The 26,625-nt window shown below is 61.9% G+C and carries 24 protein-coding genes, 9 tRNA genes and 2 pseudogenes; 24 read left to right on the top strand and 11 right to left on the bottom strand.

Features of this window, described 5'->3' with window-relative positions:
- Nucleotides 1-45: 45 nt before the first annotated feature.
- From surE to FHW69_RS07430, 4 genes are read left to right on the top strand one after another with little or no spacing between them, the layout of a single operon-like run.
- Complete coding sequence (surE, locus tag FHW69_RS07445) at nt 46-828, top strand: 5'/3'-nucleotidase SurE (RefSeq protein ID WP_183422423.1); 783 nt, start codon at nt 46-48, stop codon at nt 826-828.
- Nucleotides 828-1,511: a protein-L-isoaspartate(D-aspartate) O-methyltransferase gene (locus FHW69_RS07440; RefSeq protein ID WP_183422422.1), complete on the top strand. Its 684-nt coding sequence runs from the start codon at nt 828-830 to the stop codon at nt 1,509-1,511. Before surE ends, FHW69_RS07440 begins: the two co-directional genes overlap by 1 nt.
- A gap of 29 nt (nt 1,512-1,540) precedes the next feature.
- The gene (locus tag FHW69_RS07435; RefSeq protein ID WP_183422421.1) at nt 1,541-2,149 is read left to right on the top strand and encodes a VTT domain-containing protein; all 609 of its coding nucleotides are present in this window, start codon (nt 1,541-1,543) and stop codon (nt 2,147-2,149) included.
- Between the two features lie 23 nt (nt 2,150-2,172).
- Nucleotides 2,173-3,192: a peptidoglycan DD-metalloendopeptidase family protein gene (locus tag FHW69_RS07430; protein ID WP_255494704.1), complete on the top strand. Its 1,020-nt coding sequence runs from the start codon at nt 2,173-2,175 to the stop codon at nt 3,190-3,192.
- 7 nt (nt 3,193-3,199) lie between these two features.
- Here FHW69_RS07430 and panE read toward each other — a convergent pair whose 3' ends face one another.
- From panE to yhbY, 3 genes are read right to left on the bottom strand one after another with little or no spacing between them, the layout of a single operon-like run.
- The gene (gene panE / locus FHW69_RS07425; RefSeq protein ID WP_183422420.1) at nt 3,200-4,123 is read right to left on the bottom strand and encodes a 2-dehydropantoate 2-reductase; all 924 of its coding nucleotides are present in this window, start codon (nt 4,121-4,123) and stop codon (nt 3,200-3,202) included.
- Nucleotides 4,124-4,128: 5 nt separating this feature from the next.
- Nucleotides 4,129-4,503, bottom strand: coding sequence for an Mth938-like domain-containing protein (locus tag FHW69_RS07420; protein ID WP_183422419.1), 375 nt, complete (start codon nt 4,501-4,503; stop codon nt 4,129-4,131).
- A gap of 6 nt (nt 4,504-4,509) precedes the next feature.
- The gene (gene yhbY / locus FHW69_RS07415; RefSeq protein WP_183422418.1) at nt 4,510-4,806 is read right to left on the bottom strand and encodes a ribosome assembly RNA-binding protein YhbY; all 297 of its coding nucleotides are present in this window, start codon (nt 4,804-4,806) and stop codon (nt 4,510-4,512) included.
- 80 nt (nt 4,807-4,886) lie between these two features.
- On the opposite strand from yhbY, the gene rlmE reads away from it, so the two are divergent.
- The 16 genes from rlmE to FHW69_RS07335 all read left to right on the top strand — a co-directional run bounded on the left by rlmE (nt 4,887) and on the right by FHW69_RS07335 (nt 17,536).
- Nucleotides 4,887-5,537 (top strand): 23S rRNA (uridine(2552)-2'-O)-methyltransferase RlmE, encoded by a 651-nt coding sequence (gene rlmE, locus FHW69_RS07410; RefSeq protein ID WP_183422417.1) that lies wholly within the window; start codon nt 4,887-4,889, stop codon nt 5,535-5,537.
- Entirely contained in the window at nt 5,534-7,471 is a 1,938-nt protein-coding gene (gene ftsH / locus FHW69_RS07405; RefSeq protein ID WP_183422416.1) for an ATP-dependent zinc metalloprotease FtsH, read from the top strand. The genes rlmE and ftsH overlap by 4 nt, the downstream gene beginning before the upstream one ends.
- Nucleotides 7,472-7,741: 270 nt before the next feature.
- Nucleotides 7,742-7,818, top strand: a tRNA-Arg gene (locus FHW69_RS07400).
- Nucleotides 7,819-7,997: 179 nt separating this feature from the next.
- Nucleotides 7,998-8,074 (top strand) — tRNA-Pro (locus FHW69_RS07395).
- 25 nt (nt 8,075-8,099) lie between these two features.
- Nucleotides 8,100-8,176, top strand: a tRNA-Arg gene (locus FHW69_RS07390).
- 14 nt (nt 8,177-8,190) lie between these two features.
- Nucleotides 8,191-8,267, top strand: a tRNA-His gene (locus tag FHW69_RS07385).
- A gap of 25 nt (nt 8,268-8,292) precedes the next feature.
- Nucleotides 8,293-8,368 (top strand) — tRNA-Lys (locus tag FHW69_RS07380).
- Between the two features lie 189 nt (nt 8,369-8,557).
- Nucleotides 8,558-8,642: transfer RNA gene (locus FHW69_RS07375), tRNA-Leu, on the top strand.
- Between the two features lie 71 nt (nt 8,643-8,713).
- Nucleotides 8,714-10,006 carry a trigger factor gene (gene tig / locus FHW69_RS07370; RefSeq protein ID WP_183422415.1) on the top strand — a complete coding sequence of 431 codons (1,293 nt, stop codon included), beginning with the start codon at nt 8,714-8,716 and terminating at the stop codon, nt 10,004-10,006.
- 50 nt (nt 10,007-10,056) lie between these two features.
- On the top strand, nt 10,057-10,689 hold the full coding sequence (gene clpP / locus FHW69_RS07365; RefSeq protein ID WP_221195455.1) for an ATP-dependent Clp endopeptidase proteolytic subunit ClpP: 633 nt from the start codon (nt 10,057-10,059) through the stop codon (nt 10,687-10,689).
- A gap of 100 nt (nt 10,690-10,789) precedes the next feature.
- The gene (clpX, locus tag FHW69_RS07360) at nt 10,790-12,085 is read left to right on the top strand and encodes an ATP-dependent Clp protease ATP-binding subunit ClpX (protein WP_183422414.1); all 1,296 of its coding nucleotides are present in this window, start codon (nt 10,790-10,792) and stop codon (nt 12,083-12,085) included.
- Between the two features lie 185 nt (nt 12,086-12,270).
- Nucleotides 12,271-14,772, top strand: a complete 2,502-nt coding sequence (lon, locus tag FHW69_RS07355; protein ID WP_183422413.1) for an endopeptidase La — start codon at nt 12,271-12,273, stop codon at nt 14,770-14,772.
- A 325-nt stretch (nt 14,773-15,097) separates the two neighbouring features.
- Nucleotides 15,098-15,370 (top strand): HU family DNA-binding protein, encoded by a 273-nt coding sequence (locus FHW69_RS07350; protein WP_183422412.1) that lies wholly within the window; start codon nt 15,098-15,100, stop codon nt 15,368-15,370.
- A gap of 16 nt (nt 15,371-15,386) precedes the next feature.
- Nucleotides 15,387-15,461, top strand: a tRNA-Val gene (locus tag FHW69_RS07345).
- An 8-nt stretch (nt 15,462-15,469) separates the two neighbouring features.
- A tRNA-Asp gene (locus FHW69_RS07340) sits at nt 15,470-15,546 on the top strand.
- Nucleotides 15,547-15,628: 82 nt separating this feature from the next.
- Nucleotides 15,629-17,536, top strand: a complete 1,908-nt coding sequence (locus tag FHW69_RS07335; protein ID WP_183422411.1) for a SurA N-terminal domain-containing protein — start codon at nt 15,629-15,631, stop codon at nt 17,534-17,536.
- Between the two features lie 83 nt (nt 17,537-17,619).
- Here FHW69_RS07335 and FHW69_RS07330 read toward each other — a convergent pair whose 3' ends face one another.
- The 3 genes from FHW69_RS07330 to gloB form a co-directional block, all read right to left on the bottom strand.
- Nucleotides 17,620-18,405, bottom strand: a complete 786-nt coding sequence (locus tag FHW69_RS07330; protein ID WP_183422410.1) for an enoyl-ACP reductase — start codon at nt 18,403-18,405, stop codon at nt 17,620-17,622.
- Nucleotides 18,406-18,476: 71 nt separating this feature from the next.
- Nucleotides 18,477-19,682, bottom strand: a complete 1,206-nt coding sequence (locus FHW69_RS07325) for a transglycosylase SLT domain-containing protein (RefSeq protein WP_183422409.1) — start codon at nt 19,680-19,682, stop codon at nt 18,477-18,479.
- A complete protein-coding gene (gloB, locus tag FHW69_RS07320) occupies nt 19,679-20,443 on the bottom strand; it encodes a hydroxyacylglutathione hydrolase (RefSeq protein ID WP_183422408.1) in 765 nt (254 codons plus the stop codon). The genes FHW69_RS07325 and gloB overlap by 4 nt, the downstream gene beginning before the upstream one ends.
- Nucleotides 20,444-20,657: 214 nt before the next feature.
- Here gloB and FHW69_RS07315 point away from each other — a divergent pair, with 214 nt between their 5' ends.
- Genes FHW69_RS07315 through dnaQ form a run of 3 tightly spaced genes read left to right on the top strand, consistent with a single transcriptional unit; the run spans nt 20,658 to nt 22,546 of the window.
- On the top strand, nt 20,658-21,338 hold the full coding sequence (locus tag FHW69_RS07315) for a methyltransferase domain-containing protein (protein ID WP_183422407.1): 681 nt from the start codon (nt 20,658-20,660) through the stop codon (nt 21,336-21,338).
- A gap of 21 nt (nt 21,339-21,359) precedes the next feature.
- On the top strand, nt 21,360-21,815 hold the full coding sequence (gene rnhA / locus FHW69_RS07310; protein WP_183422406.1) for a ribonuclease HI: 456 nt from the start codon (nt 21,360-21,362) through the stop codon (nt 21,813-21,815).
- Nucleotides 21,812-22,546: a DNA polymerase III subunit epsilon gene (dnaQ, locus tag FHW69_RS07305; protein ID WP_183422405.1), complete on the top strand. Its 735-nt coding sequence runs from the start codon at nt 21,812-21,814 to the stop codon at nt 22,544-22,546. Before rnhA ends, dnaQ begins: the two co-directional genes overlap by 4 nt.
- A gap of 1 nt (nt 22,547) precedes the next feature.
- Here dnaQ and FHW69_RS07300 read toward each other — a convergent pair whose 3' ends face one another.
- A complete protein-coding gene (locus FHW69_RS07300) occupies nt 22,548-23,252 on the bottom strand; it encodes a protein phosphatase 2C domain-containing protein (protein WP_183422404.1) in 705 nt (234 codons plus the stop codon).
- A gap of 160 nt (nt 23,253-23,412) precedes the next feature.
- Between FHW69_RS07300 and FHW69_RS07295 the strand changes: the two genes are divergently transcribed.
- Nucleotides 23,413-23,502, top strand: a tRNA-Ser gene (locus FHW69_RS07295).
- A 419-nt stretch (nt 23,503-23,921) separates the two neighbouring features.
- Here the strand turns inward: FHW69_RS07295 and FHW69_RS07290 are convergent.
- The 4 genes and pseudogenes from FHW69_RS07290 to FHW69_RS07275 all read right to left on the bottom strand — a co-directional run.
- A pseudogene (locus FHW69_RS07290) lies at nt 23,922-24,258 on the bottom strand (transposase); the annotation flags it as partial.
- Between the two features lie 51 nt (nt 24,259-24,309).
- Nucleotides 24,310-24,801: a hypothetical protein gene (locus FHW69_RS07285; RefSeq protein WP_183422403.1), complete on the bottom strand. Its 492-nt coding sequence runs from the start codon at nt 24,799-24,801 to the stop codon at nt 24,310-24,312.
- Between the two features lie 492 nt (nt 24,802-25,293).
- Nucleotides 25,294-25,464: pseudogene (locus tag FHW69_RS19000) on the bottom strand (IS5/IS1182 family transposase); the annotation flags it as partial.
- A 581-nt stretch (nt 25,465-26,045) separates the two neighbouring features.
- Nucleotides 26,046-26,624: an isoprenylcysteine carboxylmethyltransferase family protein gene (locus tag FHW69_RS07275; protein ID WP_183422401.1), complete on the bottom strand. Its 579-nt coding sequence runs from the start codon at nt 26,622-26,624 to the stop codon at nt 26,046-26,048.
- Nucleotide 26,625: the final 1 nt, after the last annotated feature.

The following is a 26,625-nucleotide window of genomic DNA, read 5'->3' as shown; positions in this document are numbered from 1 at the left end:
CGGTCTTCGGGCTCCCGACGCCGTGCTCATTCGATCTGGATCACCATGCAAGTTCTGGTAAGCAACGACGACGGTGTGGACGCCCAGGGCATCCGGGTTCTCGCCGGGCGTCTGGCCGAGGTGGGGACGGTGACGGTGGTTGCCCCCGACCGCGACCGCTCCGGCGCGAGTAATTCGCTCACGCTGGATCAACCGATCCGTGCCGTGCGCATGGACAACGGTTTCTACCGGGTGTCCGGGACGCCGACCGACTGCGTGCACCTGGCGCTGGCGGGCATGCTGGATGTCGAGGCGGATATCGTGGTGTCGGGCATCAACAACGCCGCCAACCTCGGTGACGACGTGATTTATTCCGGCACGGTCTCCGCCGCGATGGAAGGACGTTTCCTTGGCCTTCCCGCCATTGCCGTATCGCTGGTTACCCGCGATCACGTGGGCGAGCATTTCGATTCGGCAGCCAACGCAGTAGTACTGCTGATGCAGCGCCTGCTGATCGACCCGCTGCCTGCCGACACCATTCTCAACGTGAATGTGCCGGATCTGCCGTGGGAAGCCATCAAGGGTTTTGAAGTCACGCGGCTGGGCAAGCGCCATCGCGCTGCGCCGTGCATTCGCGACACCGATCCGCGCGGTCGTGACATCTGGTGGATTGGCCCGCCTGGTGAAGTGGACGATGCAGGCCCGGGCACGGATTTCAATGCAGTGAGCCGCGGGTACGTGTCGGTCACGCCGATCCACGTGGACCTCACGCGCTTCCAGGCGTTGGAGAAGGTCAGCAGCTGGATGCAGTCGCTGACTGCCGCGATGGATGACGAGGAGGCTGCCTGATGGTGAACCTGCACTCGCTGCCGCCATCGGCACTGCGCGGGGAAGGCATGACCTCGCAGCGCGCCCGCGACCGGCTGGTGACGAAGCTTCAGGAAGAAGGCATTCGCGACGACCGCGTGCTTGAAGTAATCCGTCATCTTGCACGTCACCACTTCATTGATCAGGCGCTGCACTCGCGCGCTTACGAAAATACCGCGCTGCCCATCGGCCACGGCCAGACCATCTCGCAGCCGTGGATCGTGGCGCGCATGACCGAGGTGCTGATCGAGCGCGGCATGCCGCAACGTGTGCTCGAAATCGGCACCGGTTCCGGGTATCAGGCCGCCGTGCTGGCAGGCATCGTGCCGCAGGTGTACACGGTGGAGCGCATCGAGGAATTGCTGCGTCAGGCGCGTCGCCGATTCCGTCAGCTGGGTATCGAAAACCTGCGCTCCCGTCACGACGACGGCAAGCTGGGTTGGGAAGCTGAAGGCCCGTTCGACGCCATCATTCTTACGGCGGCCGGCGACCGCGTTCCCACGAAGCTGCTCGATCAGCTGCGTCCCGGCGGCGTGCTGGTGGCGCCGGTCGGCTCACCCAGTCAGCAGGTGCTGGTGCGTCTGACCAAGGGTGAAAACGGCGATATCGAGCGTGAAGAGCTCGGGCCGGTCAGTTTTGTTCCGTTGCTCGGTGGTATCGGGTGATGGCGGGTTATTTCAGGGGAAATGTTTAAGTGAAGCTGTTCGGTTCTCTTTACGAGCGCGCCATTGTCTGGGCGCGCCACCGTCATGCGGTGCGCTATCTGGCGGGCCTGAGTTTCGTGGAAGCGTTCATCTTCCCGGTCATGCCCGAGGTGATGCTGGCGCCCATGATGCTGGCCGAGCCGCGCAAGGCATTCCGCTTTGCCAACATCAGCCTTCTTTTTTCGATGATGGGTTCGCTGGTGGGTTATGCGCTGGGGCATTACGCCTACCAGGCGCTGATGCCGCTTCTGGAATCCATGCACGCGGCCGACTCGATCCACGAGGGCGTGCTGTCCTTGCAGGAGCGGATGGCCAGTCATCAGTTCGGGCTGTACGTTGCTCTGGCGCTCGCCGCGCTGGTGCCTGTGGTGCCGATGAAGTTCGTGACCTGGGCCAGCGGTATCGTGGGTGTGCCTGTCATTCCGTTCCTGGTGTGCATGATCATCGGGCGTGGCAAGCGGGTGTGGTTGCTGGCTCTCCTGATCCGCATCTATGGCGAACGTGCCGAACGCATACTGCATAAACACATCGAACGTATAGGATGGGCCGTCATTGCGGTTATTGCCGCGCTGGTGGTTTGGTGGATCTTCTTCCGATGAGTGCCTGGGAAAGGAAGTCAGCGATGCTCACCCATGCTTTTGCCGGCGTGCCGCGCACGCTTGGCCCCGTTGCGTTGATGGCTGCGATGCTGGTGCTGGCCGGTTGTGACGCGGCCACGCGAAGCTCGGTGGTGGTCACCCGTACCGGCAATTATCAGCCGTCGCACGCATCCCATGTGGTGGCGCCGCCGCCCGGCGGCAGCTACGAAGTGCAGAAGGGCGACACGCTTTACAGCATCGCATTCCGCAACAAGGTGGATTTCCGCGAGCTGGCGCGCTGGAACAACATCGACTCCTCGTACACGATCTGGCCCGGACAGTCGTTGCGCCTGTCGCCGCCATCTGCCGAGCGCGACCGTCCTGCGCCGGGCAATGCCATCGCCATTGCGTCGGCCACCCATGGCGCATCGCAACCTTCCACACCCGCTCCTGTCATTCACGGCGAGCCGCCGCCGGTCGAGCATCCGGTGGTTGAAGCAGCGCCACAGCCGGTCGCCGTGCCCGCGCCAGCGACCACGACGAACACGCCGGTTGTCGTGGCGGGCAAGCCTGCCGAATCCATCGTGCCGCCGCCCGCAGCGCCGGGCGCGCCGCCGACAGCCGCTCCGGCTCCGGTGGTCAACCCGCCCGCCGAGACCCCGATCATTGCCAGTGGCGCCACGCGTTCGGCGGGCGGCATTGCGTGGCGCTGGCCGGCTGATGGCTCGCTCATCAAGAAATTCTCCTCAGGCGATGCCATTCCCGGTATCGAAATCGCCGGCAAGGGCGGTGACCCCGTGCGTGCCGCCGCCGATGGCGTGGTGGTGTACAGCGGCAATGGCCTGGTGGGCTACGGCGAACTGGTCATCATCAAGCACAGCGACAGCTTCCTCTCCGCGTACGGCCACAACCGCAAGCGCCTGGTGAAGGAGGGCGAGAAGGTGAAGGCGGGGCAGACGGTGGCTGAAATGGGCTCCAGCGGCGCAACGCGCGACGAATTGCAGTTCCAGATCCGTCGCGATGGCAACCCGGTGGACCCGCTGCAGTATCTGCCGCAGCGCTAGCGCTGTTTCAGCGGGTGGCTTCGTACGCCTGCAGATGAATCCACGCGGCTGACAGGTGCGGCGCGGCCACCCCGGCCGCGCGGGCGCGGTGAAGCATGTCGCCCACGATGTGCGCACCTTCCGTGTGCTGGCCGGCCAGCAGGTCGCGCAGCATCGAGGAGGTCAGCGGAGAGCCCGGCTGGGTGATCGCGTGCAGTGCCATTTTCTGCGCGCTTTCCGGCACGGGATGACCCGCCGCCTTGGCGACGGCAAGACATTCGCCATAAAGCCCATCCATGAAATCGCGCCCTTCGTCCGTGGCGACGATGCCGCCGACACTCGCTCGGAACAGGCACGTGCCTGACGCCAGGGCGGTCAGGAAGGTGAATTTGGTCCAGATGGCGCCGTCGATGTCTGCGGCATGCGTGTGTTCCAGCGAGGCCTCGCGGCAGAATGTGGCGATGGCTTCGCAGTGATCCTTCTGCTTGCCGGGCTGGCGTTCACCAAAGGTGATCGAGGCCGGTGGGCCCAGATGCAGCACTTCGCCAGCCGGTCCTTTGGTGGCGCTGATGATGCACAGCCCGCCCAGCACCCGATCTGCGCCAAAACGCTGATCCAGCACCGGATAGTGCGCCAGGCCGTTCAGGATGGGCAAAATAACGGTGTCCGGTCCCATCGCCGGGGCGATGGCATCCATGGCCGAGTCCAGGTCATATGCCTTGCAGGCAAGCAATACGACATCGAAGGGCGCTTGAGCGGCCACGTCGTCGGCGACCACGTGGCGTACCGGAAAACTGGCGTCTCCCAGTGGGCTGCGAATGACCAGTCCGTCTGAAGCCAGCTCCCTTGCCCGCGCCGGACGCACCAGAAAGGTGACATCGGCCCCGGCCTGGGCCAGGCGGCCACCGAAGTATCCGCCGGTACCGCCGGCGCCAAGGACCAGCATTCGCATGGATGTCACTCCGGCAGGATGAACGCGGCCAGCACGCGGCGACCTTCGCTGGCAAGCAGGCTATAGGTGCGGGCGGCCGAGCCATTGGTCATCACTTCGATGCCGATGTTCTGACGCAAAAAGCCAGCCATGACGGCCGCAGGCGGAAAAACCTGACGCTCGCCGGTGCCCAGTAACACAACTTCCGGCTTGAGGCGGGCGATGGGCTCGATCTGCTCGACGGTCATGGCCGAGGCGTCGGTGACGCCCCAGTTTTCGACCACCTGCTCGGGGGTGAGCAGGAGGCTGGCGTGAAAATCGCGGTCGACGATGGTGACTGTGCCGGCGCTGACGCGGCGGACGAACAGGTATTCACCGGGATGCTCGAACGAGAGTTCCATGGCAATTCAGCGGGGCAGGGCCAGCTTCGGCTCTTGCTCGTTGCGGCGGAACAGGACCACGACGTGGCCGATCTGCTGCACGGTTTCGGCACCGGTGTCCTTCGCGAGGAAGTCGATCTGGGCATCGCGTTCTTCGCGATCACCACCGGAGAGTTTCACTTTGACCAGTTCGTGACGGTCGAGCGCCAGTGCCAGTTCTTTTGCGACGGCCTCCGTGGCGCCCTTGTTCCCGAGCAGGATGACAGGGCTGAGATCGTGGGCAAGACTGCGCAGGTAACGGCGCTGGGTAGGGGAGAGCGACATTGCGTTCAGGTTCGATTCGCGGCTTCGATACCGCAAAGGGTATCATGCGAGACTCTGTCTCCCTATCCGTGGCTTATTGAATGGCGCGCAGTAAAAGTAGTTCCCGCTGGCTCAAGGAACACTTCGACGACCCTTACGTCAAACGTGCCCAGGCCGAGGGGCTGCGTTCCCGCGCCATTTTCAAGCTGGAAGAGCTGATCGAGCGGGACAAGCTCATCAAGCCCGGCATGACCGTAGTCGACCTCGGCGCCGCCCCTGGCGGCTGGTCCCAGCTGGCCCGCCAGCGCATGGGCGATGCTTCTGGCAAGGTTATTGCCCTGGACATCCTGCCGATGGTGGGCCTGTCGGGGGTGGACTTCATGCAGGGCGATTTCCGTGAGGAATCGGTGTTGCGTGAGCTTGAGGCCATGCTGGGTGGTCAGAAGGTTGATCTTGTTCTGTCCGATATGGCCCCCAATATGAGCGGTGTGGCTCTGGCCGATCAGATCCGCGCCATGGATCTTTGCGACCTGGCCCTCGATTTCAGCCGCCAATGGCTGAAGCCCGGGGGCTCGTTCCTCGTGAAGCTGTTCCAGGGCGTCGGGTTCGACGACTATCTGAAAACCTTGCGCGCAGACTTCCAGCGCGTGACGATGCGTAAACCGAAGGCCTCACGTGCCCGTTCACCTGAGGTCTATGCGCTGGCAACCGGATTGAAGCCGGGCCGGCAACAAGGCGAGAACCGCGCATGAACGAGATGGCAAAAAATCTGTTGCTCTGGCTGATTATCGCGGTCGTGCTCCTGACTGTGTTTCAGACATTCAATCCGCATGGTGGTTCGGCGCAGGACATGTCCTACACCAACTTCACCCAGCAGGTTGATAATGGCAACGTTGCAACCAGCACCATTACTTCCACGGCGCCGCCCACGATCACGGGCAAGCTGAAGGATGGCTCGGCCTATCGCACGGTGGTGCCGATGGTCGGCCTGTCCAGCAGCGACCTGGTGAAGCAGTTGCGCGACAAGGGCAGCGATGTCCGCCAGGAGCCGGCCGACAACGGCTTCTCCTTGCTGGGGCTCCTGTTCAACTGGCTGCCGATCATCATCTTCGTTGCCGTGCTCATCTGGTTCATGCGCCAGATGCAGGCGGGCTCGGGTGGTCGTGGCGCCATGAGTTTCGGCCGCTCCCGCGCCAAGTTGCAGGGCGAGGACCAGGTGAAGGTCAACTTCACTGACGTCGCAGGTTGCGATGAGGCAAAGGAAGAAGTCGGCGAGCTTGTCGAGTTCCTTCGCGATCCGGGCAAGTTCCAGAAGCTGGGCGGCAAGATTCCGCGCGGCGTGCTGATGGTGGGTCCGCCGGGTACGGGTAAGACGCTGCTGGCCAAGGCCATTGCGGGCGAGGCCAAGGTGCCGTTCTTCTCGATCTCCGGTTCGGACTTCGTCGAAATGTTTGTCGGCGTCGGCGCAAGCCGCGTGCGCGACATGTTCGAGCAGGCCAAGAAGCACGCTCCGTGCATCATCTTCATCGACGAAATCGACGCCGTCGGTCGCCATCGCGGCGCCGGCATGGGCGGCGGTCACGACGAGCGCGAGCAGACCCTCAACCAGCTGCTGGTTGAAATGGATGGCTTTGAAGGCACCGAAGGCATCATCGTCATCGCGGCGACCAACCGTCCTGACGTGCTCGATCCGGCGCTGCTTCGTCCGGGCCGTTTCGATCGCCAGGTGGTAGTTGGCCTGCCGGACGTGAAGGGTCGCGAGCAGATTCTGAAAGTGCACATGCGCAAAGTGCCCACGGCTGCTGACGTCGAGCCGATGACCATTGCGCGAGGCACCCCCGGGTTCTCCGGCGCGGACCTGGCCAACCTCGTCAATGAGGCGGCGCTGTTTGCTGCACGTGAGAACGCACGCGAAGTGCGCATGAGCCATCTGGACCGTGCACGCGACAAGATCCTCATGGGCTCGGAGCGTCGCTCCATGGCCATGAGCGAAGAAGAGAAGCGTCTGACGGCGTACCACGAAGCGGGTCACGCAATCATCGGTCGCCTGGTGCCGGAGCACGATCCGGTCTACAAGGTCACGATCATTCCGCGCGGCCGGGCACTGGGCGTCACCATGTACCTGCCCGAAGGCGACCGCTACAGCATCAACAAGGTCGCCATCGAATCGCAGCTGTGCTCGTTGTATGGCGGACGCGTGGCGGAGGAAATCATCTTCGGTCACGACAAGGTCACCACGGGCGCATCCAACGACATCGAGCGGGCCACGAAGATGGCGCGCAACATGGCGACGAAGTGGGGCCTGTCCGACGAACTCGGCCCGGTGACCTACGGCGAGGAAGAGGATGAAGTGTTCATCGGTCGCTCGGTGACGCAGCACAAGAGCGTCTCCAATGAAACGGCGCGCAAGATCGACGAAGTGGTGCGCACGATCCTTGATCGCGCTTACGCGCGCAGCAAGGAGCTGCTGACCAGCAACATCGACAAGTTGCACATCATGGCCGATGCGCTGCTTCAGTACGAAACGATCGACGCGCGACAGATCGACGACATCATGAACAATCGTGAGCCCGGCCCGCCGGCGGATTGGCAGAAGCCCGGTTCCACGCCGCCGCCTCCGCCGCCTCCGCGGGGCGATGCAGGCTCGGCAACGGACAAGGTGGGAAATCCCGCGACGCAGCTGTAAGGCGTCGCGAGTGGAGGGAAGGGGCGGCCTTGAGGGTCGCCTTTTCTTTTGTCGGAAGCGGTGGTGTGGACGAGTGCGAAAGTGCGTTGAGCGTGGCAGGGTGGCAGCGGAGTGCTGATTCAGCCGTCCAAAACATCAATTGCTACAACGATGTGAAAAATAATTTCAAAAAAGTGTTGACGCACACCCTCGATATCTGAATAATTCCGCTTCTCGATTCAACGCCAACACGCAAACGCGCCGCGGCAGAGAATGGAAAGTTTTAAGTGTGCGCCCGTAGCTCAGTTGGATAGAGTACCAGGCTACGAACTTGGTGGTCGGGAGTTCGAATCTCTCCGGGCGCACCATTTACAAAGCGGCTCAACGCAGTTTTATTGAGTCGGTTTTCAAAAAGGCATTGCGCCTTTCCTGAAAACAGAAGTAGTTGAAAGTGTGGTGTGTGTTCTACGGATTGACGGGCTCGAGCTTGACCCGTAACCTTTGAAGGCTTAGATCAGTGGTAACGCCGGTCAGGTTTTTTGAGTAACGGGGTATAGCTCAGTCTGGTAGAGCGCCAGCTTTGGGAGCTGGATGTCGGGGGTTCGAATCCCTCTGCCCCGACCAAGTGGCGTTCTACGTACAGCGCTTTGCGCCTGTAGCTCAATCGGATAGAGCATCGGCCTTCTAAGCCGACGGTTGCAGGTTCGATTCCTGTCGGGCGCGCCAGATGTCGTTTTATGGTGGGCGTAGCTCAGCTGGTTAGAGTACCGGATTGTGATTCCGGATGCCGTGGGTTCGAGTCCCATCGTCCACCCCACTTACAATGTGCTTCAACGTTTCCAGGGCCGTTAGCTCAGTTGGTAGAGCAGTTGACTCTTAATCAATTGGTCGAAGGTTCGAATCCTTCACGGCCCACCAATCAGAACGCCGGTTGCATCGCAACCGGCGTTTTTTTTTAGCTTTTCACACCGCTTGTGCCGGGTGAGGCGCGGGCCTTAAAATGGACCGCTTTCGCTCAAGGGAATCATCCACTTGGGCGGAGTTTTGCGAGGGGCGCCAGGTGGAGGGCGGGGGTTTCCCGTCACCACTGACGTTCCTCATTGGTATGCGAGGGTGGCGGAATTGGTAGACGCACCAGATTTAGGTTCTGGCGGGGTAACCCGTGAGGGTTCGAGTCCCTCCCTTCGCACCAATCCCCTATATTCGGTTACGGCGACGGAACGTCGCCATCACGCCAGGTCGATGGCGGCTTCAGGAGATGTCATGCAGGTTTCGGTTGAGAAGGTCGGCAAGCTCGGGCGCAAGCTCACGGTGAAGATCCCCGCCGGGCGCCTCGACGCGCAGGTTGACGAGCGTTTTGCAGAAATGGGTCGCACGGTGCGCCTGAAGGGCTTCCGTCCGGGCAAGGTTCCGCTCACCGTCCTGAAGCAGCGTTTTGGTCAGCAGGTTCACGGTGAGGCCCTTTCGGACCTGATCGGCAGCACGCTGCGCGAAGCGGTGGAAAAGGAAAATCTGCGTCCGATCGCCAATCCCTCGGTAGACACGACCGGCCAGGCTGTGGATGGCGAAATCTCCTACACCGCCAGCTTCGAAATCATGCCGGAATTCCCGGCTATCGACGTTGCTGCGCTGGAAATCGCGCGCCCGAAGGCGACGGTGGAAGATGCCGACATCGACAAGATGATCGAAACCCTGCGCATGCAGCGCCGCAGCTTTGACGAAGTGGATCGTGCCTCGAAGGACGGCGACTTCGTGATGTTCGAATACGCCGCGCAGACCGATGGCTACCGTTTCCCCGCCGAAGGTCTGGAGCGCGCTGGCAGCGTCCTGGGTTCCGGCACGCTGTTCAAGGCGCTGGACGAGGCCCTGACTGGCCGCAAGGCCGGCGAAGACCTGGTGCAGGACGTCGCCTTCCCGGCTGACTTCCGCAACACCGATCTGGCTGGCAAGACCGCCAGCGTCACCTTCAAGATCGTGAAGGTGCAGGAGCCGAACCTGCCGGCCGTCGACGCCGACTTCGTGAAGACCTTCGGCGTGGTCGATGGTGACCTGGAGACCTTCCGCAAGGAAGTGCGCGCCAACCTCGAGCGTGAGCTGAAGGCGACGCTGATGGCCCGCCTCAAGTCCGAAGTGGCTGAAAAGCTGGCCGGCGCCTACTCGGATCTGGACGTTCCCGAGCTGATGGTCCAGGCCGAGGCTGAGAGCCTTGCCGGTTCCAACGTGCCGCGCGGCCAGACCCCGCCGGCCGAGCTGGTGGCCCAGGCAGAGCCGATTGCCCGCAAGCGCGTGGCTGCCGCCCTCCTGATGGGTGAAATCGCTCGCAAGAACGAGATCCGCGTTGATCGCAAGCGCATGGCAGAAATGCTCAATGCGATTGCCTCGACCTATGAAGAGCCGGAAAAGGTCATTGAACTCTATAGCGGCGACCCCCAACTGATGTCGGGACTGCAGAATCGCGTTATGGAAGATCAGGTGGCGGAATGGGTGGCAGATCATGCCAGGTCCACCGACCAGAACCTGAGCTTTGACGAGGTGATGCGTCCGATCGGTGGTTAATTCCACCGGTTGTCCCCATCCCCAGGGCCCCATCTCCAGGAGAGAGTGACATGTCCATGGCTCCGATCCAGAACCTCAATTTGGTGCCCATCGTCGTCGAGCAGACCGCACGCGGCGAGCGTTCGTACGACATTTACTCGCGCCTCCTCAAAGAGCGCGTGATCTTTCTGGTCGGCCCGGTCGACGACTACATGGCAAATGTGGTCGTTGCCCAGCTGCTGTTCCTCGAATCCGAAAATCCGGACAAAGACATCAATCTGTACATCAACAGCCCGGGTGGTTCTGTCACCGCGGGTATGGCGATCTACGACACGATGCAGTTCATCAAGCCGGATGTCAGCACCATGTGCATCGGCCAGGCGGCCAGCATGGGTGCGTTGCTGCTCTCGGCCGGTGCGGCTGGCAAGCGTTATTCGCTGCCGCACTCGCGCATCATGATCCACCAGCCCTGGGCTGGCGGCATCTCGGGTCAGGCGACGGATATCGAAATTCACGCCCGTGAAATTCTCACGATGCGTGAGCGCCTGAATGCGATCATGGCGCACCACAGCGGCAAGCCGGTCGAGGAAATTGCCCGTGATACCGAGCGCGACCGCTTCATGAGCGGCGCAGAAGCTCAGGCTTATGGCCTGATCGACTTGGTTCTCGGCAAGCGTCCGGTCGAAACCGTCCGTTCCGCTTGACACTTTTCGCTTTGCAATCCGGCACTTCGCCCCTGAACCCCAGGGGCGAAGTGCTGTGCTATTCTCAAAGCGCATCTAGATTGACAGTAGGGCCTACAGCATGAGCGACGAGCGGCAGGGCCGTTCCAACGACAGCGGCAAAATTCTTTACTGCTCTTTCTGCGGAAAGAGCCAGCACGAAGTGCGCAAGCTGATTGCGGGTCCCAGCGTATTCATCTGCGATGAATGCGTTGAACTGTGCAACGACATCATCCGCGAAGAGCTCGAAGAGAAGGCGGCCTCTGGCCGTACCCAGCTCCCGAAGCCGCGCGAGATCATGGAAGCCCTCGACCAGTACGTCGTGGGTCAGACTCGTGCAAAGAAAGCTCTGTCGGTGGCGGTATACAACCACTACAAGCGTATGGAATCGCGTCAGAAGAGCGACGACGTCGAGCTTGGCAAGTCCAACATCCTCCTGATTGGTCCGACCGGTTCGGGCAAGACGCTGCTTGCGGAAACGCTGGCGCGCCTGCTCAACGTGCCGTTCACCATTGCGGATGCCACGACGTTGACCGAGGCCGGCTACGTTGGCGAAGACGTCGAAAACATCATTCAGAAGCTTCTGCAGAAGTGCGACTACGACGTCGAAAAGGCGCAGAGCGGCATCGTCTATATCGACGAGATCGACAAGATTTCGCGCAAGAGCGAAAACCCGTCGATCACCCGCGATGTGTCCGGCGAAGGTGTGCAGCAGGCACTTCTCAAGCTGATCGAAGGCACGCTCGCTTCGGTGCCGCCGCAGGGCGGTCGCAAGCATCCGCAGCAGGAATTCCTGCAGGTGGACACGCGCAACATCCTGTTCATCGTGGGTGGTGCGTTTGCTGGCCTTGAGAAAGTGATTCAGCAGCGCTCCGAGACCACGGGTATCGGCTTTGGTGCGGAAATACGCAGCAAGGAGCGCACGGAGAATGTGGGCAAGCTTCTTTCCGAAGTGGAGCCGGCTGATCTGGTGCGTTTTGGTCTGATCCCCGAGTTTGTCGGTCGCCTGCCGGTCGTCGCCACGTTGGACGAGCTCGATGAGGCTGCACTCGTGCAGATTCTTACCGAGCCGAAAAACGCCGTCACCAAGCAGTTCAAAAAGCTGTTCGACATGGAAGGTGCGGAGCTCGAATTCCGCCCCGAGGCCCTGTCGGCCATCGCCAAGCGCGCCCTGAAGCGCAAGACGGGTGCACGTGGTCTGCGCACCATTCTTGAGCAGGTGCTTCTGGACACGATGTTTGAGCTGCCCTCGCTGGAGCATGTCAGCAAGGTGGTTGTGGATGACGCAGTCATCGACGGCCAGGCAGAGCCCTACCTCATCTACCGCGGCAACCTGCAACAGCAGCGTGTGGCGGGTGAGGGTGGTGACGCGGCCTGATCCCGCGTCCTGCTGTAGCGTGAATGAACGGCCCCGGCGCTTCACGGCTCCGGGGCCGTTTTGTTTTGCGAATTTTCTTATGGCGCCGCGCACTTGATGCGATTACTGGCCGCCACCACTTGACGTCTATGCGGCCCCGGCGCAGTGTCGGGGCGAGCCCATCATTCCCAGGGAATTAAATACACATGGCGAAGAACCGGCCTGTTACGTCGACCGCCAACGAACTGGATCTGCTGCCCGTGCTGCCGCTGCGGGACGTTGTGGTTTACCCCCACATGGTGATCCCGCTTTTCGTTGGCCGCGACAAATCCATGCGCGCTCTTGAGAGCGCGATGGAGGGTGAGCGCCAGATTCTTCTCGTGGCGCAGAAGAGCCCCGACATCGACGACCCGGCTATCGACGACCTGCACAAGGTCGGCACGCTGGCGGGCGTCCTGCAACTGCTGAAATTGCCCGACGGCACCGTCAAGGTGCTGGTCGAGGGGCAGGCGCGCGTGGCGATTGATTCCTTCGTGGACGACGCCGGCATGCTCAGCGGCAAAGCGCACGTGGTTGAGCCGGAATACAGCAGCAACGAACGCGAACTGGATGTCGTATCGCGTTCGCTCGTGTCGTTGTTCGAGCAACTGGTGAAGCAGAGCCGCAAGCTGCCGCCGGAAATTCTCGCCACGCTGTCCGGCATTGACGATCCGTCGCGTCTGGCCGACTCCATTGCGGCTCATCTTTCCGTGCGCATGGCTGACAAGCAGCGCGTGCTTGAAACGGCGGATGTTGGTCAGCGTCTTGAGCTGCTGATCGGCCTGGTCGACGGCGAGATGGATCTGCAGCAGGTCGAGAAGCGCATCCGCGGTCGCGTGAAGTCGCAGATGGAAAAGAGTCAGCGCGAGTACTACCTCAACGAACAGATGAAGGCCATCCAGAAGGAACTGGGTGAGGGCGAAGAGGGTACGAACGAGGTTGAAGAGCTTCAGAAGAAGATTGAAGCTGCCGGCATGCCCAAGGCTGTGCTGGCCAAGGCTCGCCAGGAATTCAACAAGCTCAAGCAGATGTCGCCGATGTCTGCCGAGGCGACCGTCGTGCGCAACTACCTTGACTGGGTGGTTGGCGTGCCGTGGAAAAAGCGCAGCAAGGTTCGCAAGGATCTCGCCTTGGCGCAGGAAGTGCTCGATGCCGATCACTTTGGCCTGGAGAAGGTCAAGGAGCGCATCCTTGAGTACCTCGCGGTACAGCAGCGCGTGAACACCATGAAGGGTCCGATCCTCTGCCTCGTCGGGCCGCCCGGCGTGGGCAAGACATCGCTGGGTCAGTCCATTGCGAAAGCAACCAACCGCAAGTTCGTTCGCATGAGCCTGGGCGGCGTGCGCGATGAGGCTGAAATCCGCGGTCATCGCCGCACGTACATCGGTTCGATGCCGGGCCGCATCGTGCAGAATCTGACGAAGGTCGGCACGAAGAACCCGCTTTTTGTTCTGGACGAGATCGACAAGATGTCGATGGACTTCCGTGGCGATCCGTCGTCCGCGCTTCTGGAAGTGCTGGACCCGGAGCAGAACAACGCATTCAACGATCACTATCTTGAGGTGGATCTCGACCTCTCCGAAGTGATGTGGATTGCCACGGCCAACTCACTGAATATTCCCGGCCCGTTGCTTGACCGCATGGAAGTCATCCGTATTCCGGGTTACACCGAAGACGAGAAGATGGCCATCGCGCAGCGTTATCTGCTGCCGAAGCAGTTGAAGGCCAACGGTCTGAATCCGGACGAGCTGTCCATTGCACCGGACGCCGTGCGCGACATCGTGCGCTACTACACGCGCGAATCGGGCGTCCGTAACCTTGAGCGCGAAATCTCGAAAATCTGCCGCAAGGTGGTCAAGGAGATTGCGCTGGGTACGGTGCCTGCACATGCGAAGGCCAAGCCGAAGAAGGCAACGAAAGCTGCCGCGGCGAAGAGCAAGGTAGTTGCACCTGCCGCCGTCAAGGTGGATGCGTCGAACCTCGATCATTACCTGGGTGTGCGTCGTTTCGACTTCGGTCGGGCGGAACTGCAGAACGAAGTGGGCCTGGTCACGGGCCTGGCCTGGACGCAGGTGGGCGGCGATCTGCTCAGCATCGAAGCGTCCATCGTTCCGGGCAAGGGTCGACTGGTGCATACCGGTCAGCTTGGCGACGTCATGAAGGAGTCCATCCAGGCGGCCCTCAGCGTGGTGCGTGCGCGTGCCGATGCCCTGGGCATTGATCCGGAGTTCCACCAGAAGTTCGACATCCACATCCACGTGCCGGAAGGTGCAACGCCCAAGGATGGTCCGAGTGCCGGTATCGCCATGTGCACGGCGCTGGTGTCGGCCCTGACCAAGGTGCCTGTGCGTTCGGAGGTGGCCATGACAGGCGAGATCACGCTGCGTGGTCGCGTGCTGCCGATTGGTGGCCTGAAAGAGAAGCTGCTGGCGGCTCATCGTGGCGGCATCACCACGGTCATCATTCCGGACGAGAACCGGAAGGATCTGGTCGATATTCCGGAGAACATCACCGGTTCGCTCAGCATCCACCCGGTACGCTGGATCGACGAAGTGCTTGATCTGGCACTGGAGCGTCCGCTCAGCCCCAATGCATCGGGTGAGAAGGTCGAGGTGGCACGTGACGAGCCTCCCGCTGATGGAAAGCGCTCACCTTCCGTGCGTCATTGATGGCGTTGTAATCAGCAAACGAGGGCGTGTATCAGCACGTCCTCGTTTGCATCTGGATGTGCGTGTTGCAATGCGCCATTAACCGTTTTTTGCGTTCGCCGCAAGGGCCGCCGATATATGCATCCGGGCTGAAAGCCTTGGCATTGCTCGTATTGCGATGGTTCCGGGGCGCTGGTATAAAGGCGGCACCGCAATCATGCCGTATCGCAACGGTACGTTTCAGATAGCGGGGTCGGATCTGCCGCCACGTGCTCATCCGACCTGATGTCTTCTCGTCCCAAACGAACCACGCGGGCCGAATCACTGTTCAAGGGAGTCTCACGTAATGAATAAATCCGAACTCATCACCGCCATCGCAGAACGCTCCGAGCTGACCAAGGCGGACGCTGGCCGTGCTCTCGATGCCCTGATGGAAATCGTGAAGGATCGCCTGAAGCATAACGAAGACGTTGCTCTCGTCGGCTTCGGCACGTTCACGGCGCGCAAGCGCGCTGCCCGCACGGGTCGCAACCCGCGCACGAATGAAGAAATCAAGATCAACGCGTCCAACGTTCCGGCATTCAAGGCTGGCAAGGCGCTCAAGGATCACCTAAACTAACCAGCTCCCCGTTATTGGGTGCTTAGCTCAGCGGTAGAGCGTCGCCTTTACACGGCGCTGGTCGGGGGTTCGATCCCCTCAGCACCCACCAACGGACGCGGAGTGGTAGTTCAGTCGGTTAGAATGCTGGCCTGTCACGCCGGAGGTCGCGGGTTCGAGTCCCGTCCACTCCGCCATAGTCTGCAAAGGCGCCCGTGTGGCGCCTTTGTTTTGTCTACAGCCGTCGATAAAACGATGGCATGAACCGCGAGTCGCATCATGCTGCAAGCACTGCGTAACAAGCTGTCCGGATGGCCCTCGATCCTGGTGCTCGGCGTCTGCGTATTTGCGGTCGCCTTCTTCGGTATCGAGTCGTACTTCATGAACCGTGTCGACACCTTCGTCGCCAAGGTTGGTGATCACGAGATCTCCCAGCAAGACATGCAGTCGGCGCTGAACGACGCGCGACAGAATGCTGCCCAGACACCGAACTCGCCTTATACGCCTGCTGATTTCGAAAAGCCGGAAATGAAGCGCCAGGTGCTGGACCGCCTGATCAACCAGGTGGTGCTGCGCCAGGCAGCCACCGACCTCGGTCTGGTCGTGACCAATGACGCCGTGCGCGATGTCATCGCCAGCGATCCGGGCTTCCAGGTCGATGGCGCTTTCAGTCCGAAGGTGTATCAGGCTGTGCTGGCCAACATGGGCCTCACGCCGGTTGGCTACGAAACCAAGACCCGCAACTCGCTGGAAGTCAGCCTTCTGCCTGGCGCCATCTCGGCGACTACCATCGCCACGGATGCCGAGCTGGATGCGTACTTCCGCATTGCCGGTCAGAAGCGCGACCTGCGCTATGCCGAGCTGCCGCGTCCGGAACTGCCGGACAGCAACGTGTCCGATGCCGAGCTTGAGGCGTACTACAAGTCCCACATTGCCCAGTACACCACGCCCGAACAGGTGTCGGTCCAGTACCTGGAGGTGAAGGGCTCGGAGCTGAAGCTGGATGAGCCGACGGATGCTCAGCTGCACGAGTTCTTTGAGAAGAACAAGCAGCGCTACGCACAGCCGGAACAGCGCGAGGTATCACACATCCTCATCAACGTGCCGAAGAACGCCACGCCGGAGCAGCAGAAGGCCGCGCTCGACAAGGCGACGAAGATCGCGTCGGAAGCCACGCCGGAAAACTTCGCGAAGCTCGCGCAGGACAACTCCGAAGATCTGGGCTCCCGTCGCCTTGGTGGCGATCTGGGCTGGCTGGAAAAGGGCGTGGCCAATGCCGCGTTCGATACCGCGCTTTTCTCCATGCACAAGGGCGAGATTTCCAAGCCGGTGCTGTCGCCGGACGAGGGTTATCACATCATCTGGCTGCGCGATGCGCGCACCGGCAACGCCAAGCCGTTTGAAGAAGTCCGCGGTGAACTGGCGGCTGACTGGACGAAGGCCGAGCGTGCCCGTCTGTACAACGAGCGTGCAGGTCAGCTGGCCGATTCGACCGAACATAACGCCGGTTCGCTTGAGCCGACCGCCAAGGAAATGGGTCTGACCATCCAGACCTCGCCGATGTTTGCCCGTACGGGCGGCGAAGGCCTGGCAGCCAATCCCAAGTTCGTGACCGTTGCCTTTGCGGACGACGTGCTGGTTCAGGGCAACAACTCGTCGCTGGTGCAGTTGTCCAACGACGACGCCATCGTGATGCATCTTGCCAAGCACGTGCCGGCCACGCCCAAGGCGCTTGCCGACGTTCGCGATGCCGTCCGCCAGAGCATCCTTGATGAGCGCGTGGAAGTGCTTGCGAAGAAGCAGTCCGACGCGCTGCTGGCCGAACTGCAGAAGGGTGGCGATGCTGCCACGCTGATCAAGGCACCGATCAAGACCGTTGCTGAGCTTGATCGCCGTGACCGCGCCACCGCGGCCACGCTTCCGCCCGCCTTGCTGCCGGTGGTGTTCACGGCTCCGCGTCCGGTGGCAGGCAAGCCGAGCTGGACCGCTGTGGCCACGGGCAACGGCACGTACGCCGTGCTGGCCGTCGACAAGGTCACCGAGGGTGATCCGTCCAAGGTCGAGAAGGCCCAGCGCGACGCTGTTCGCGGCCAGATGATGGACCTGAATGCTTACGCCGCCACGCTTGAATACATTGATGCGTTGAAGGCCAAGGCCGAAGTGAAGATTGCTGAAGATCGCATGTAAGCCTCGCAATTGCTGCGTCACATAAGAAGACGCCCCTCGTACGAGGGGCGTCTTTTTTTGTTGCGGTGACGCGCGTCGGGGCGTTATGAAACGCCGGTCATCCCCACAATATTGAATCCGCCATCCACGTAGGTCACTTCGCCAGTCACGCCCGAGGCGAGGTCTGAGCAAAGGAACGCGGCCACGTTGCCGACTTCTTCCTGCGTGACGTTGCGCCGAAGCGGCGACACCTCTCTGACCACCTTGAGGATGCCGCCAAAGCCACCGACGCCCGACGCGGCCAGCGTCTTGATGGGGCCGGCAGAAATGGCGTTGACGCGCGTGCCTTCCGGCCCGAGGTTATAAGCGAGGTAGCGCACGTTCGTTTCCAGGCTGGCCTTGGCCAGACCCATCACGTTGTAGCCGGGTAATGCGCGTTCCGCACCGAGATAGCTCAGCGTGAGGATCGCGCCGTTGCGTCCCTTCATCTGCGGGCGCGCGGCCTTGGCCAGTGCCGCCAGGCTGTAACTGGAAATGTCGTGCGCGACGGAAAAATTCTCGCGCGTAAGGTTGTCCAGATACTCGCCCTGCAACGCTTCGCGAGGAGCGAAACCCACGGAGTGCACCAGGATGTCGAAACCATCCCAGTGCGTACCCAGATCCCGGAATACGCGCTCGATGTGCTCGTCGTTGGCCACATCGCACTCCAGCACGATGTTGGACGAGAACTCATTGGCCGCTTCATCCACGCGATCTTTCAGGCGTTCGTTCTGATAGGTGAAAGCCAGCTGCGCACCTTCGCGATGCATGGCCTCGGCGATTCCCCATGCAATGGAGCGTTTGCTGGCGATGCCCACAATGAGGGCGCGCTTGCCGTGAAGAAAGCCCATGGTCAGATTCTCCGGATTAACGTTGGCGATGACAGATGAGGCGCGCGGGGGGCGGCGCGCCTGCGCATGCGTCAGCGCGAAGCGGTGAGGCGCAGTACCTGGCCGGGCTTCACGTTCTGTGTGTGCAGATCGTTCCACTGCATCAACTGCTTCACGCTGACCGCGTGGCGACGCGCGATGGTCCATAGCGATTCGCCGGAACCGACGCGATGCGTGGTTTCCGCGATGTCCGCCTTGGCCTTCTTCGCGGTGCTGCTTTTCGGTGCGGTGATTTCAGGCGCCGCGGCTTCCGCAACAGCGGCGTCAGGCGCGTTGTCGCCGCTGCTGACCGCGTCGCGATACTGCTCGGCGGCAGAGTTCGGCAGCAGCATCGACGAAGCGATAGTGCCCTTGGTGGTGCGATACGCGGGATTGAATTCGCGAAGGTCATCCATCGACAGGCCCGAGCGTCGTGCCGCTGTCTGCAACGACTGCGGATTGTCGACCTTCACCACCTGCAACGCATCGTCCAGGCTTTGCTGCGGCAGGTGCACGTTGAATTTTTCGGGATTGCGCACCACGCAGGAAATGGCCATCAGCTTGACCAGGTGCTCACGGGTGTTGGCCTTCATCGGCAACTGTGGAATGGCGGGTTCTTCCGGCGGCGTGCCGTGCACATCAATCTTCTTCTTGAGGCCAAACTCACCGGCGTTGTACGCCACATCCACCAGACGCCAGTCGCCCAGATCGTCGTAGTACCGGCGCATCATGTTCATCACCGCTTCGGTGGACACGGCGATGTCCAGGCGTTCGTCGTAGTTCTTTTCAACGCGCAGGCCCAGCGTATGCGCTGTTTGCGGCATGATCTGCCACATGCCTGCGGGCCGGTTCTTTGCCCCCGGTACGTGACGGTACTGGCTTTCCACCCAGGGCAGCAGAGCGAACTCACCCGCGACGCCATGCTGCATCGCCGACTTGTGCGCATAGACGATCAGCGGCAGCACTTCATTGACCTGCTGTTCAAAGCGTGCCGGGTTGCGCGTATAGGTGCGCGCCCAGGACATGACGGCCGGATCGGCGCTGCAACCTGGCAGGGCGAAGCTTTCGCGCATGCCAGCCCAGAAGTCTTCCGGCGGCGCAGCGCGAAGCATTTTGGGGCGGACATCCACATCGCTGACCACGGGCTCTGGCGGTTTGACCTGCGGCGGGTGGGCGGGACGCTGAGGAGCGCCGGCGCACGCCGTGAGAACGCAGGGAACAAGCAAGCCAAGAAGGCGGTGGTGCGACGTGGAGGTCATGATCGGAAGTCGTCCTTGGCGGCACGCAATGCCGCAAATCGTTCAACACGCGAGGGAGTGACCCCGCGTGCCTGCGCCCATCGCGCCAGCGCATCGCTGTCCACTCGTAAAAACGGATTGGCGGCGCGTTCGCGCTCCAGGGTGTCCGGCACGCTGGGCAGTCCTTTGTCACGCAACGCGGTGACTTCAGCGCTGCGTTCAAGCAACGCCGGATTTTCCGGATCGACGCTGAGCGCGAAACGGGCATTGGATGCGGTGTATTCGTGCGCGCAGCAGACCAGCGTGTTGCCGGGAAGTGCGGCGAACGCGTCCAGCGAATGAAGCATCTGCTCGGGCGTGCCTTCGAAGAGGCGGCCGCAGCCGAGGCTGAACAGCGTGTCGCCGCAAAAAAGCAGCCCTTCGCCGTAATAAGCAATATGAGTGGTGGTGTGACCCGGCACGGCCATGACCCGGAAGCGCGCCGCAGGCTCGGTCAGCACAATTTCCTCGCCGTCTTCCACACGCAGGCTGGCGTAGGGAATGCGCGTATCAAACGGGGCATGCACTTCAACGTCGTGATCGCGTACCAGATCGAACACGCCGCCAATATGATCGTTGTGGTGATGCGTCAGCAGGATGTGGCGCAGCGTCCAGCCGCGCGCGGCCAGGGCCGCTTCCACGGGAGCGGCCTCACCGGGGTCTACTACCAGCGCGTTGCCCGCGTCGTCAGCAGCCAGCCAGATGTAGTTGTCGGCCAGGGCCGGTACGGGTAACAGTTGCAATGAAGCACTCCAGCGTTCGCGCTGTCCTGCGCATCGGTGGCGAGAAGCATCCGCTTGTCGCCTGCCTTGGGCGCCCGCGATCCGGGATCCGGCCGGCGGGGTGGCCGGACTATATCAGCCGGGTATATCCCGATCGTTAGTGAGTTGTTAACCGTGCAACCGACATCCAAGGGCCACTACACTGGCAGTCATGTACGCTCGGGCCGGCGAGCCAATGCCGAAATTTGAACCAGATATCTACTCCAGCGCCCCTTTGAAGGCCCTGTTTGCCGATGAGGCGGTCGCCTTGAGCCCCGTCCTTGCGCGGTGCACGGGCGAGCACGGGCTGCATCTGCTGCCCGCCGTGGCCGCCGAGCCGCCGCCGTTGCCGCTGCTGGGCCACTGGGCGAGCGTGCAGGTTCAGGGCACCCGGCTTGGTGGGGACATCCAGGCGAGCGGGCTGGAGCCCTTGCCCTTTGCCGACGATGCCTTTGGCGTGGTGCTGCTGCGCCACGCGCTGGAAGTCAGCGCCCGCCCGTCGGCGCTCCTGGCGGAAGCCATCCGCGTGCTGGAGCCCGGTGGCACCCTGGCCATTGCCGGCGTCCACCCGCTGGGCCCGTGGTCTCCGTGGGTGCACTGGCGTGGTGGCGCCGCACCGCCGCGACTGACCTGGCCCTGGTGGTGGCGTCAGCGCCTCGCCAGTGACGACATGAAGCTGGAGCCCGTGCGGCGCATTGGCCATTTCCTGCCGCGCAGCGACAGTACCCGGGTGGGGGAATCCGTTTTCGGCGGTGGATATGTGGTGATTGCGCGCAAGAGCCGCCCATCTACCGTACCCTTACGCCCCCGTCTGGCAGCGGTGCCTACCCCCATGCCGGGCTCTCTTGCTTCAGGCGCGCGTCGCAACGCGCGTTGATACTCAGGAAACACACCATCCATGACTGACGTAGTAGCTGCTTTCACCGATGGCGCATGCCTCGGCAACCCCGGCCCCGGTGGCTGGGCCGCTTTGTTGCGGGCCAAGGGCGTCGAAAAAATGCTGGCCGGTGGCGAAGCTGATACAACGAACAACCGCATGGAAATGATGGGCGCCATCTCGGCGCTTGAAGCCCTGTCGCGCCCGTGCGCCGTGCACCTGATGACTGATTCCAAATACGTGATCCAGGGCGTGCAGGAGTGGGTTCCCAAGTGGCGCAAGAACGGCTGGAAAACGGCCGACAAGAAGCCGGTGAAGAACCAGGATCTGTGGATTCGCCTCGATGCGGCTGCCGCTGCACACACGGTGACGTGGGAATGGGTAAAAGGCCACAACGGCCACGTGGAAAACGAACGCGTGGACGTCGCCGCGCGCGACCAGGCCATCGCTTATAAAGCAAAGGGGCAGGTGGCATGAGGCAGGTTGTTCTCGATACCGAAACCACCGGTCTTGAAGCGCACCTGGGTCATCGCATCATCGAAATCGGTGCGGTGGAGATGGTGGGTCGCCGCCCCAGCGGTCGCACATTCCATACCTACCTGAATCCTGAGCGCGCCATCGACGAAGGTGCGCGTGCGGTGACAGGCATCGAGGATGCGTTTCTTCTCGACAAGCCTTTTTTCAAGGACATTGTCGACGATTTCATCGAGTTCATTTCCGGCGCCGAACTCATCATCCATAACGCGAGCTTCGATATCGGCTTCCTGGATGCGGAGCTCAAGCGTGCGGGTGCGTCGTACGGACGCGTGCGCGATCATGCGAGTGTGCTCGATACATTGCTGATGGCGCGCGAGCGTTATCCTGGGCAGCGCAACAGCCTCGACGCATTGTGCAAGCGCCTGGGTGTAGACAACACCCATCGTGACCTGCACGGCGGCTTGCTCGATGCCCAGTTGCTGGCGGACGTCTATATCGCGATGACCACGGGGCAGGTTGCCCTGGATCTCGCGTTCGACCCGTCAGCAAACCAGAACAACACGGCAGTGCTCGACGACATCGCCATTACCGCGCGTCCGCGCGTGCTGCGCGCCAATGCCGAAGAGCTGGCGGCACACATGGCGCGTCTGGATGCTCTGGACAAGGCGGCAGGCGGCACCAGCATGTGGCGCAAGCTTGAGGCGGAAGCTGCGGACGTGGTGCAGGCCTGAATCAGGTGGCAGCGCGTACCAGGATGGCCGTGATGTTGTCGCGCGCCGTACCCGACAGCGCTTCCAGCAGCAGATGATCCACACACTCCTGCGCCGCGATGTCGGTGCGGGAGACGATGCCGGCCACCCGTGCCTCATTCACCTCATCGGTGAGGCCATCGGTGCACAGGAGCAGACGCATGCCCGGCGCCAGCGTTCCGCGACACAGGCCGATATGCAGTTGGCCGGGCGCCGTGATGCCAAGCGCCTGGGTCAGCACATTGCGCTGGGGATGGCTGCGCGCCTCGGCTTCGGTCAACTCACCGGCATTCACCAGCGCCTCGACCAGCGAATGGTCGTGCGACAGCTGTTCCAGCTGACTGTCAAAGCGGTAAATCCGGCTGTCGCCGACCCACGCCGCCTCGAAACTTCCGTTGTCGATGCGTACCGCGGCAATGGTCGTACCCATGGGACGCTGCTCGCTGAGGCCGCGCGACCTCGAAATCAGCTGCTCGTTGACCAGCCGGATGGCATCGGCCAGCGACTGCCCGCTGTTGACCTGTTCAACCACGCCATCACGCGCGACCGCCGCCGCCACTTCGCCGTGGCGATGGCCGCCCATGCCGTCCAGCACGAGGAATAGCCCGAGGGAGGCGTCCGCATAGTATGTATCTTCGTTGCGCGTGCGCCGAAGGCCTGCATGCGTGCCGTGTCCGAACTCGATCATGAATGTCTGGCGTTGCCTGAAAACGTAGGGAAAAGGGCGCCGCGGAACCCCCCGGCCCGCGACGGTGAGCATGCCCCATGCGATCCCTGTTGTCACGGAGCATTTCACGCCGTATCATTGCGGGCCCGGCAGGGTTCAACCCCTGCCGTCGACCGTTCACGGAGAGGTGGCAGAGTGGTCGAATGTACCTGACTCGAAATCAGGCGTACGTGTAAGCGTACCGAGGGTTCGAATCCCTCCCTCTCCGCCAGAAACAGTAAGTTACGAGGCCTCGCAGCGATGCGGGGCCTTCGTTTTTTTTGCGTTGCATAATAATCCGCATAATATTCAGCGCCGTTTTGGCGGCACCACGTGCAGCGCCTGTGCGTCCTCGCGCACCTTGTCCGGCACGGAAACGCGGTCCTCGCAGACGGTACGAAAGTAACCATAAGCCGGAAAGGTCGCCCGCCATCACACACCTCCCGGCGTGCTGACGCGGGGCACGCTCTTGTCGTAAGCCAAGCATCGAATCGGACTTGTGTCCGCTGCCTGCCTTTTTCGCAGCGCGCTCGCCGGTGGTATCGGTGACGTCCTTGCGCTTGGCGTCCTGGATAGCAAGACGATCCTCTGGTGCGATGACGCCGTTTTTCATCGCATCATGGATGAGGGTGTGCCACAGCGTGGTGAGCGCTCGGCCAGACGGTGCTTATCCAGCAGATGCCGGAATTTACACACCGTCGTTTCGTCCGGCACCGGCTCGCGGCCCACGTCGATGCCCACGAATCGGCGCATCTACGCCGAGGCATACAGGACTTCTTCCACGGCCGAGTCGCTCAACGCATACCACTGCTGCAAGAAGTGGTATGCGCAGCATGCGCTCCAGGTCCACCGGGCGACGGCCACCTTCAGTACGCGCCTTGGGATAGAACGGTTCGATCACCGCGCACAGCGCCGACGACGGCACCACCTTGTCCATCTCGGCCAGGAACACGTCCCGCAGCGTCGGCTTGTTGGGCAAATTGAGCAACGGCCGCCTCGAGGGAGGGGTGGGACGTAGCCATGGTTCCCTCCGTGTCGCTCAGCGACCGTCCGTGGTTTGCAAGCGGGTGATGCATTCGTCGCCGTTGGGCGCGTTCACCAGATCTCGGCTGGTGACTGTCAGCACGAGGTCGCCTTTCAAGAAGTCACTCCCGTCGGTGCCGCCCCTCTCAGAGGGGACCACGCGTTCCACAAACCCGTGTGCCACGAGCTGCTGGCGCAGTGCATCCAGATTGAGGGCGCAAATCGGCGTGGGGTCAGCGCCCGGCATTGGGTTGTAGAACCAAAACTCAAACCCGCGTTTCATAGTCCGGTTGCCCGGCGTGACCGCCACACCATAGTTCCAGCCGCTGCCCAGGTCGCTGCTGCGATACACGGATCGCTCGCCGTCCCCGGCGAGCGTCGCCCCGAACTGCTGACCCACATAGTCGGCCGTCAGGGCCTCGCTGGAGGGCACGGTGGTCAGGAAGGTCATCAGCTGCTGCGCAACGCGCGCAGCCGCCGGCGAGTGCGACGATGCGACGGAGGTCATGGGGTGTCCTTGAACGGGCACGCGCACGGTAGAGGAGCTAGGCGCAGGGGGCGGGGTTGAGGCGGCACACGCGCAGCTCACCGAAGCGGTCAGCAGCACGATGGAGCGGGCCAGGGAACGCAAACTCATCGGGGTGGCATCCCTGATTCCGTGAGGCATCGCATGGGCGATGGGGCATGGGTCGATGATAACGACCGAGGCGGCATCCCGCACGGGAACCGTTGCACGGTTTCGGTGCGCAAAGGCCTGGCCTGCGGCGGGCCACCGGATAAGCTCGATGGCTCACCGCTGACCTTGATTGGAATCACGACGCGATCGACGCTTTGCCACAAATAGGCGTTCTAGGGATGGTCTGATCATCCCGCTTTTTTGACGGCAGTGATCGTGCCCGCTCTCGCTTGACGATCACCAACGGATATTTGCTTCGTCACGAGGCGATTTCGCACCCCGTTTTGCTGCGTGATACCACTGCGATGTCTGCAGCAGGCGCACTTACCCTGTCTGCGCTTGCAGACGCTCGCGCACCATCCACACATTGCTCAGCGTAAACAAGGTCAACATCGGTGCCCCGTTCCTGGCCAAGCCGCGATAGCGGGCTTTCACATGGCCAAACTGGCGTCTGACTACCCGCAAGGGATGTTCCACCGCCGCGCACACCTCCGACCACGGCACCACCTTGTCCATCTCGGCCAGGAACCCGTCCCGCGGCGTGGGCTTGCGATGCGCTTCGAAACCACGGTCTGCCTGGGTGGCTAACGTCAGCTGATCGGGCATCTTCTACACTCTGTGGGTGGGAGCTTCGTTTCAACCGCGGGGCAAAATCAGAGTTTCCTTAGGATATGACCAATATTTCACCAATCGAAAGGCTAGAAGCGGCTCTTTCCGATGTGTCGGGAGTTTACGTTGACGCGTCAGAGGACGCAGAAATTTATTTTTTCAATCTGGCTAATGATATTCGGCGTCATGTCTGCGAGCCATTTCAAGTCAGCGCCGTAGTTGCACCGCCAGGTTTCCCGGACGCAAAGGACGGAAGTGTCATTTCGGGATTGTGTGTCGCGCGAAGTGCGGGTTACTGGTTGGTTTATCAGCCAGAACATGATCGCTTTTGTTGCTTTTGGGGCACTAGTCAGGAGGCCCTCAGCGCGCCTGGCATTTTTGGCAGCCCGCTTTATTGTTGGTCTGCGTGATCGAATCGCCTGTGCAAAGAACGTAAGCGTGCCAAGCGAGCGATCCCCCCAGCCCCCTCAAAGAACCCCAGGAATAAGCGCCTTGGTGTGGCTCTGGTAATCGCGGTAGACCTGCCCGAAGTGCGCAGCCAGCCATGTCTCTTCGAGGCGGAGCTTGCGCCAGAACGAAATGAGCACGATGGCTACGGCAAGCAGGCCGCGCCAGTCGCCGACCATGAAGGCGTTGCCGAGGAACAGAAGGAGGAAGCCTGTGTAGATGGGGTGCCTGACCCAGCGGTAGGGGCCGTGGGTGATGAGTTCGTGTTCTTGTTTCAACTGGACGGTGGCGCTCCAGTTTCGGCCGAGCATCACGCGGGAAAGGATGGCCAGCGTGGCACCCGATACGCATAGAGCAAGACCCACGGAGTAGACCAGCGTGCTGTGCGGTACGAACTGTTCGCGGAGTATGTTTCCGGCGAACCATTCGCTCGGCCCCAACAGCAGTGCGGCGAAGATGAGCGGTAGCCAGTACATCAGCAGGCGCTTGGCCCCCGATTCCTGTTGCTGGGCCGGTTTCGCCGAGCGTGCGGCCCATAGCCAGTAGCCCAGAACGGCAAGCCAGGTGATTCGCAGGGCATGTTCAAGGAAGAAGGGCATC

The organism is Luteibacter sp. Sphag1AF (genome assembly GCF_014192715.1).
Lineage (GTDB): Bacteria > Pseudomonadota > Gammaproteobacteria > Xanthomonadales > Rhodanobacteraceae > Luteibacter.
The sequence above is the reverse complement of the archived record's forward strand: the minus strand, read 5'-3'. Positions and strand labels throughout refer to the sequence as shown.

Excerpts from the sequence above, each read along its gene's own strand:
- surE (WP_183422423.1), top strand. The coding sequence starts at position 46 with ATGCAAGTTCTGGTAAGCAACGACGACGGTGTGGACGCCCAGGGCATC.
- FHW69_RS07440 (WP_183422422.1), top strand. The coding sequence starts at position 828 with ATGGTGAACCTGCACTCGCTGCCGCCATCGGCACTGCGCGGGGAAGGC.
- FHW69_RS07430 (WP_255494704.1), top strand. The coding sequence starts at position 2,173 with ATGCTCACCCATGCTTTTGCCGGCGTGCCGCGCACGCTTGGCCCCGTT.
- panE (WP_183422420.1), bottom strand. The coding sequence starts at position 4,123 with ATGCGAATGCTGGTCCTTGGCGCCGGCGGTACCGGCGGATACTTCGGT.
- FHW69_RS07420 (WP_183422419.1), bottom strand. The coding sequence starts at position 4,503 with ATGGAACTCTCGTTCGAGCATCCCGGTGAATACCTGTTCGTCCGCCGC.
- yhbY (WP_183422418.1), bottom strand. The coding sequence starts at position 4,806 with ATGTCGCTCTCCCCTACCCAGCGCCGTTACCTGCGCAGTCTTGCCCAC.
- rlmE (WP_183422417.1), top strand. The coding sequence starts at position 4,887 with ATGGCGCGCAGTAAAAGTAGTTCCCGCTGGCTCAAGGAACACTTCGAC.
- ftsH (WP_183422416.1), top strand. The coding sequence starts at position 5,534 with ATGAACGAGATGGCAAAAAATCTGTTGCTCTGGCTGATTATCGCGGTC.
- tig (WP_183422415.1), top strand. The coding sequence starts at position 8,714 with ATGCAGGTTTCGGTTGAGAAGGTCGGCAAGCTCGGGCGCAAGCTCACG.
- clpP (WP_221195455.1), top strand. The coding sequence starts at position 10,057 with ATGTCCATGGCTCCGATCCAGAACCTCAATTTGGTGCCCATCGTCGTC.
- clpX (WP_183422414.1), top strand. The coding sequence starts at position 10,790 with ATGAGCGACGAGCGGCAGGGCCGTTCCAACGACAGCGGCAAAATTCTT.
- lon (WP_183422413.1), top strand. The coding sequence starts at position 12,271 with ATGGCGAAGAACCGGCCTGTTACGTCGACCGCCAACGAACTGGATCTG.
- FHW69_RS07350 (WP_183422412.1), top strand. The coding sequence starts at position 15,098 with ATGAATAAATCCGAACTCATCACCGCCATCGCAGAACGCTCCGAGCTG.
- FHW69_RS07335 (WP_183422411.1), top strand. The coding sequence starts at position 15,629 with ATGCTGCAAGCACTGCGTAACAAGCTGTCCGGATGGCCCTCGATCCTG.
- FHW69_RS07330 (WP_183422410.1), bottom strand. The coding sequence starts at position 18,405 with ATGGGCTTTCTTCACGGCAAGCGCGCCCTCATTGTGGGCATCGCCAGC.
- FHW69_RS07325 (WP_183422409.1), bottom strand. The coding sequence starts at position 19,682 with ATGACCTCCACGTCGCACCACCGCCTTCTTGGCTTGCTTGTTCCCTGC.
- FHW69_RS07315 (WP_183422407.1), top strand. The coding sequence starts at position 20,658 with ATGCCGAAATTTGAACCAGATATCTACTCCAGCGCCCCTTTGAAGGCC.
- rnhA (WP_183422406.1), top strand. The coding sequence starts at position 21,360 with ATGACTGACGTAGTAGCTGCTTTCACCGATGGCGCATGCCTCGGCAAC.
- dnaQ (WP_183422405.1), top strand. The coding sequence starts at position 21,812 with ATGAGGCAGGTTGTTCTCGATACCGAAACCACCGGTCTTGAAGCGCAC.
- FHW69_RS07300 (WP_183422404.1), bottom strand. The coding sequence starts at position 23,252 with ATGATCGAGTTCGGACACGGCACGCATGCAGGCCTTCGGCGCACGCGC.
- FHW69_RS07285 (WP_183422403.1), bottom strand. The coding sequence starts at position 24,801 with ATGACCTCCGTCGCATCGTCGCACTCGCCGGCGGCTGCGCGCGTTGCG.
- FHW69_RS07275 (WP_183422401.1), bottom strand. The coding sequence starts at position 26,624 with ATGCCCTTCTTCCTTGAACATGCCCTGCGAATCACCTGGCTTGCCGTT.